Source organism: uncultured Porphyromonas sp., from assembly GCF_938039215.1.
Classification (GTDB): Bacteria; Bacteroidota; Bacteroidia; order Bacteroidales; family Porphyromonadaceae; genus Porphyromonas.
In genome coordinates, this window is record NZ_CALHVI010000046.1 from 22,029 (window position 1) to 28,535 (window position 6,507).

4 protein-coding genes are annotated in these 6,507 nt (G+C 52.8%); 3 read left to right on the forward strand and 1 reads right to left on the reverse strand.

Annotation, left to right across the window (positions count from 1 at the left end):
• The first annotated feature begins 100 nt into the window (after window positions 1-100).
• Window positions 101-3,046, forward strand: a complete 2,946-nt coding sequence (infB, locus tag Q0336_RS06345; RefSeq protein WP_298526758.1) for a translation initiation factor IF-2 — start codon at window positions 101-103, stop codon at window positions 3,044-3,046.
• Between the two features lie 164 nt (window positions 3,047-3,210).
• Here infB and Q0336_RS06350 read toward each other — a convergent pair whose 3' ends face one another.
• Window positions 3,211-3,993 carry a hypothetical protein gene (locus Q0336_RS06350; RefSeq protein WP_298526760.1) on the reverse strand — a complete coding sequence of 261 codons (783 nt, stop codon included), beginning with the start codon at window positions 3,991-3,993 and terminating at the stop codon, window positions 3,211-3,213.
• A 220-nt stretch (window positions 3,994-4,213) separates the two neighbouring features.
• Here Q0336_RS06350 and Q0336_RS06355 point away from each other — a divergent pair, with 220 nt between their 5' ends.
• Both Q0336_RS06355 and Q0336_RS06360 read left to right on the forward strand, forming a co-directional pair.
• Entirely contained in the window at window positions 4,214-5,287 is a 1,074-nt protein-coding gene (locus tag Q0336_RS06355) for a hypothetical protein (RefSeq protein WP_298526762.1), read from the forward strand.
• An 88-nt stretch (window positions 5,288-5,375) separates the two neighbouring features.
• Window positions 5,376-6,329, forward strand: a complete 954-nt coding sequence (locus Q0336_RS06360; protein ID WP_298526764.1) for a WYL domain-containing protein — start codon at window positions 5,376-5,378, stop codon at window positions 6,327-6,329.
• The last annotated feature ends 178 nt before the right edge of the window (window positions 6,330-6,507 follow it).

The following is a 6,507-nucleotide window of genomic DNA, read 5'->3' on the forward strand; positions in this document are numbered from 1 at the left end:
GCTATAAGAGAGTATATCTGTGGTGGTGATCGAGAGCCTCCAGGCTTGAGTAGAGTAGCGTATAGAGAGAAGGACACAAACCATTCAAAAGAGAAGATACATGCCAAAGGACATCAAGCTCTTTACCTTGGCCAAGGAACTCAACGTAGGGATTGGCTCATTCAAGGATTCATTAGAGAAGAAGAACGTCTTAGACGTTAATAGCATCAACCCCAATACACGCGTCCCTCGCCAGATCGCTGAGCAGCTAATCGCTGAGCACGGCAAGGGGATGGGCAAGGCAGAGATCTCCCAGCTTCTAGACAAGCTGGACGGGTCGGCAGTGGCTCCCAAGCCCGAACCTGCTGCCCCCAAGGCAGAGGCTAAGCCCGAGCCTCGCCCCGCTAAGGAGACGCATATCGAGACGGTGATCCCCGAGGATCGTCGCCCCAGCCTCCATATCAAGGGCTCTATCGCAGACCTCAAGCCCAAGGCAGAAGCTAAGCCTGAGCCCAAGGTAGAGGTCAAGCCCGAACCCAAGCCCGAGCCTAAGGCTGCTCCCGCTCCTAAGCCTCAGCCCGAGGTGAAGGCAGCCCCTCAGCCAGCTCCAGCCAAGGCCGAAGAACCCAAGCCTGCGAAGCCAGAAGTGAAGCCCGCGCCTAAGTCCGAGCCTGCACCTAAGCCCGAAGTAAAGGCGGAGGTAAAGGCCGAAGCTAAGCCACAGTCCGCTCCTGCTCCAGAGGTTAAGCCCGAAGCTAAGACTCCCGAGAAGGAAGAGCCCACTGTCCGTGAGCCCGAGATCTATCGTCCTTCTGCTCCCAGCGCAGGGATCAGCTTCAATGTTGTCGGGAAGATCGACCTCTCTGCCATCAACGACAACACCCGTCCTGCCAAGAAGGCGCATGGCGACAAGAGCGGTCGTAAGCGTACCCGTATTGGTAAGGGTCCCGTAGATGTCAAGGCCGAAGCCGCTAAGGTCACCGACAATGCTCCTAAGAAGCAGGGGCAGCGTACCGGTGGTGCTAATGGTGCAGGTCGCTCTGCTGATCCCAATAGCCGTGGTGCTAACCGCAATGGTCAGTCGGGTGGCGATGCTCAGAAGATGGGCCGTAAGGCTAAGCGTCAGAGCCAGCAGCCTCAGAAGGCAGTTGTCACCGACGAAGATGTACAGCGTCAGGTGAAGGAGACGCTAGCTCGCCTCACGGGTAAGAACCAGCAGGGAGCTAAGTCTGCGAAGTATCGTAAGGATAAGCGTGATGCGGCTCGCTCTGCTGCTCTTGATGCTCAAGAGCGTAGCGAAGCCGAAAGCCGTACGCTCAAGCTCACCGAGTTCGTCACCGTCAGTGACCTAGCGAGCATGATGGATGTACCCGTCACTCAGGTCATCGCTACCTGCATGAGCATCGGGCTGATGGTGTCGATCAACATGCGCCTCGACGCTGAGACCATCGAGATGGTGGCTGAAGAGTTTGGCTACAAGACCGACTTCGTCAGTGCCGAGGTCGTCGAAGCGATCACACAGGAAGAAGAGATCGATGATGAAGCTGATCTCATCAGCCGTCCTCCTATTGTCACCGTCATGGGTCACGTCGACCACGGTAAGACTTCGCTCCTCGACCGCCTGCGCAATACCAACGTCATCGCTGGCGAAGCAGGGGGTATTACCCAGCACATCGGTGCTTACAGCCTGCGCTTCAAGGATGGTAAGCGTATTACCTTCCTTGATACTCCAGGTCACGAAGCCTTCACCGCTATGCGTGCTCGTGGTGCTAAGGTCACGGACATCGCTATCATCATCGTCGCTGCTGACGATGACGTGATGCCTCAGACGAAGGAAGCGATCAACCATGCCGCCGCCGCTGGTGTCCCCATGGTTTTCGCCATCAATAAGATCGATAAGCCTGCGGCTAACCCTGACCGCATCCGTGAGCAGCTTGCTGCGATGAACTACCTCGTCGAAGAATGGGGCGGTAAGTATCAGTGTCAGGAGATCTCTGCGAAGAAGGGGATCAACATCGACGAACTACTCGAGAAGGTCCTCCTCGAAGCTGAACTTCTCGAGCTCAAGGCCAATCCTAAGCGCCGTGCTGTCGGCTCTGTCATCGAGTCTTCGCTTGACAAGGGTCGTGGCTATGTAGCTACTGTCCTCGTGCAGAATGGTACGCTTACGCAAGGGGATATTGTCCTCTCGGGTACGCACTACGGCCGTGTCAAGGCTATGTTCAACGAGCGTAACCAGAAGGTCGAGAAGGCGGGTCCAAGTGAACCCGTTCTGATCCTTGGCTTGGACGGTGCACCTACCGCAGGTGAGACCTTCAATGTCATGGAGACCGAGCAGGAGGCTCGTAGCATCGCTAGCAAGCGTGAGCAACTCAAGCGTGAGCAGGATAACCGCACGAAGAAGGGACTTACCCTCGACGAGCTGGCTCGTCGTCGTGCGCTGGGCAACTTCCAGGAGCTCAACGTCATCATCAAGGGGGACGTGGACGGCTCTATCGAAGCACTCTCCGACTCACTTATCCGCCTCTCTACCGAAGAGATCCAAGTCAATGTCATCCACAAGGGTGTCGGACAGATCTCCGAGAGCGATGTCGTGCTTGCTTCGGCTTCTTCGGCGATTATCCTTGGCTTCCAGGTGCGTCCTAGCCAGGCTGCTCGTCGCCTAGCTGACCGTGAGGGTGTAGAGATCCGTACGTACTCGATCATCTACGATACCATCGAGGATATCAAGTCTGCTATGGAAGGGATGCTTTCGCCCGAAATCAAGGAGAATATCGTGGCTAACCTCGAAGTTCAGCAGACCTTCAAGATCACCAAGGTCGGTACGATCGCCGGCTGTATGGTCGTCGAAGGGAAGATCAAGCGTAACAACAAGATCCGCCTCATCCGTGATGGCATCGTCAAGTACCAGGGTGAACTTGGTTCGCTCAAGCGCTACAAGGACGATGCTAAGGAAGTCGTCATGGGTCAGGATTGCGGTCTGAACATCGATGGCTACAACGACGTAATGGTCGGTGATATCATCGAGGCTTACGAAGAGATCGAGATCAAGAAGACCCTCGACTAAGTCACGATCGACTTCACTCGCGATATACCAATAGGCAATTACGCCCCAGGCTGCTTCGGCAGCCTGGGGCGTAATGCATTTCTGCGAGGGGGCTTTGCGACCAGTACTGCTCGCTGAGTTGACTAGTACTAGTCACAGTGACGACCAATATAGGTGTATAGCTCTTACTTACATAGATTCATATCGCTATCGTGATTCAGACAGAGGCCTTCTATGGGGTAGCTTCCAATTCCTTGCGAGTGGATATGCAGAAGGCGATTCAAGAACTCCGCTGTGGGGCGCAGTTCTCTCTTGGTGTACTGGTTGATATGCCTAGTAAATAGAACTAATGTCCCGACAAGCGCTGTCTGTGTGATCTCTGGAGCAATGCGCTCGTGAGAATCAATGAGCCCCGTGATCTTACAGAGCTCTCCGCAATAGGTGTTGCACACATGTTCAAGTGCATATCCCATCCAGATCCATCCTCGTTCCTTCGCTTCTTTGCCAAAGTACGCCGCTGATTCTTTGTTCTTTACTATGATGAGCTTGGGCTGAATAGCCTCCTCTATCGTGTGCATAGTGAGGTTGAGCTGGTCAACGATGAATCTAATGCCTTCTGGCTGGCTGAGCAGTTTTTCCTTAAGGAAGACCTGTTCCTTTTCTCGGAAATAGAAAATGTCGAGGTAAGCGGTTTGGGTTCGTAAGTCGATGTCTTGGTTATGTAGCATCTTTCTTATCGGAGACCAATAGACATCGTGCCTTGTATCTATCAATAGCTCAGTGGTGTCATGCTGACCTCCTCTTTCTTCTCCTCTAAAGGAAGGATTGATACCCGTGATGAGGAGATCCTTTTTCTCTCCGTTGTTGTAAAATACATACCCACGCTCGATAACTGTTTTGATGTCTGATGGTAGGGCATTCAGATAATCAGCTCTCCAAATTTCCTTGAGTCTCTGCTCAATGTCCATAAGATAAAGTGTTGTGCCCCGCCCCGGGTTGGGGCTTGGGCTGTTCGACTGGTTGTAGGTGCTTGGATTCCCCAAACGCTCATAAAATTAAGGAGAATTGCTCGTGCTTCAATGCTATTTACCTCTGCTGCGATATGGCAGAGGTGCGCTTCTATCTTTGGCGAATTAGTGGGGCTTGGTAATGAGCCAACCTCAAATGTCCCAATAGATTAGATGAAGTATGGATGTCATTCAGTTCTTTAATAACGTAGCTGACTCGGAAGAAGCGCTGTCGAGGATCACGCATAAGCTCTGTCGGAATATCATCCAAGGATTAGATGAAGCTACGCTCAGAGAGCTGCGTAGTCAGGCTAATCTGGATTGGTATCTGCTTAAGGTCGTGGATGCGCGGCTGGAGAAGCAAGTGCCCGCTGATGCCACACAGATCCAGTACAACAAGTCGTGGAGAGCGTATCTAAAGGATGTTCAGCAGCGGAAGCTTGGGCGTATCACCTTAGCAAGAAAGAAGCTACGGGAGGTCTTCCCTCATGTCGAGTGGCAGGCACAGTGCAAGATCCTCTCCTTCTTCCTGCTGGATTCGTCAAAGGATGCGCGGACTTGGGCGCTGCAGACCCTTATGTTTCAGTGGGAGATGTTCGCTGGGCGAGGGGGTAGACTGCAGTCACAGTGGGTGGCGATGGTGCTGGACCTGTGGGAGAAGTACAAGGAGCGAGAGGTAGCTCTCTTTATTATTCGCCATGCCGATGAGGCATGTGTGCTGCGGCTGGAGCAGGAGCTGGCGAAGGTCGTCGGCTACCAGCGGGTGGCATTGAGGTTGGGGGCTAACCCACATTATGAGGTCGATACCTCTCGGCTGTCTCCCCTCGAGTGGCTCTACGTTATGGCTAAGCTCCAGCGCCCAGTAAGTAGGGAGGCGTGCGAAGCCGTCTTAGCTGAGGTGCTGATGGAGGCGATAGCCCGCAGTAGCTGCCCTCCTATGCGGGAGGTAGATACCTTCTCTTTTGCTTTGGATGACGGGGTTAGTTTAGCGCTATGGTGCTTGGGTGAGCTGAGATATCCCGACCTCATTATGGACTTTGCCACCTGTGATAGGCAGCTCCAAGAGGATCTGGCCTATGTGCGAAATCCCTGGATGTCATCAGAGGGATACTGGGAGCGGATGTGTAGGGTAGCGCCCTCGTACTTTCCTTTGCCTCGGATCCGAGAGTACAAGCTTGAGCGCTTGGAAGAGTTCTTGAAGCGCTATCCCATATTTCGAGATCTGGTAGAGAAGTATGGCTTCGGGATCGCATAGTTATGGTAGATACTCCGCGCCAAAGAACAGCGCTCGCTCCCATGCGAACTATCTCTACCTTTGTGTGTGAAGTAGAATAATTAAGTATATGGCAGCAAATATCTTTGGGCGCTACGTCTGGCTGATCGAGCAGTTCCGTCGCTATGGACATCTGACCTACGAGGAGGTGAATAGCCTCTGGCAGAGGAGCGGACTGAGCTATGGTGATGGTGACGATCTGGCTATTCGCACCTTTCACAACCATCGCAAGGCTATCTTCGACATCTTTGAGGTCGATATCGTTTGTGATACCAAGGGAGGCTACAAATACTATATCGACCGTCCCGAGGAGCTGGAGAATGACCATCTGCGCATTTGGCTAATCGACTCCTATACCGCGATGAATCAGATCCAAGCGGATAGGAAGTTGAAGGGTCGTATCCTCTTTGAGAGCGTACCCTCTGGGCATCGATGGCTCCATGCCATCACGGATGCTATGCGTAATAATCAGGTGCTGAGCATCGCTTATCAAGCCTTCGGGAAGCTCGAGCCTTGTCGCTTCGATATTGAGCCCTATTACCTTAAGGTAGTCAAGCGCCGATGGTATGTGCTCGCTCGCAATCCCTATTACTCTGCCCGAGGTGGGCATCAGGAGGGAGATGACCAATCCGAAGATGTCTTTATGGTCTACGCTCTTGACCGCATCTCGGATTGTAACCCGACGGGTGCGACCTTCCGCATGAAGGAGGACTTTGATATTGATGAATACTTCCGTGACTGCTGTGGTATCATGCGTTCGCAGGAGGAGCCTGTTCGTCTCATTATCAAGGCATATTATTCCGCCCCAGACTACCTCCGTACCCTCCCTATTCATGAGTCGCAGCGTGAGCAGGTCGAGATGAAGGATGATGAGGCATCATACTTTGAACTGATCGTGCGTCCTACCTTCGACTTGTATCAGATATTGCTGGCACAAGCGGACCAGATAGAAGTTCTTGAGCCTAAGTCTGTGCGTGAGCAGATGAGCCACTTTGTGAAGAAGCTCATGTCATACTACGGCTGATATCTGACATAGCCATTCAATTAGACTTATTGGGGGCAAAGCAATAGTCGTTTGCATACGAAACGAATAGTCGTTCGAGCCCGAAATGAGTAGTCGTTCGAGTGCAGATCAGCAGTAGGAAAAGTAATGGTCGGTGATATCATCGAGGCTTACGAAGAGATCGAGATCAAGAAGACCC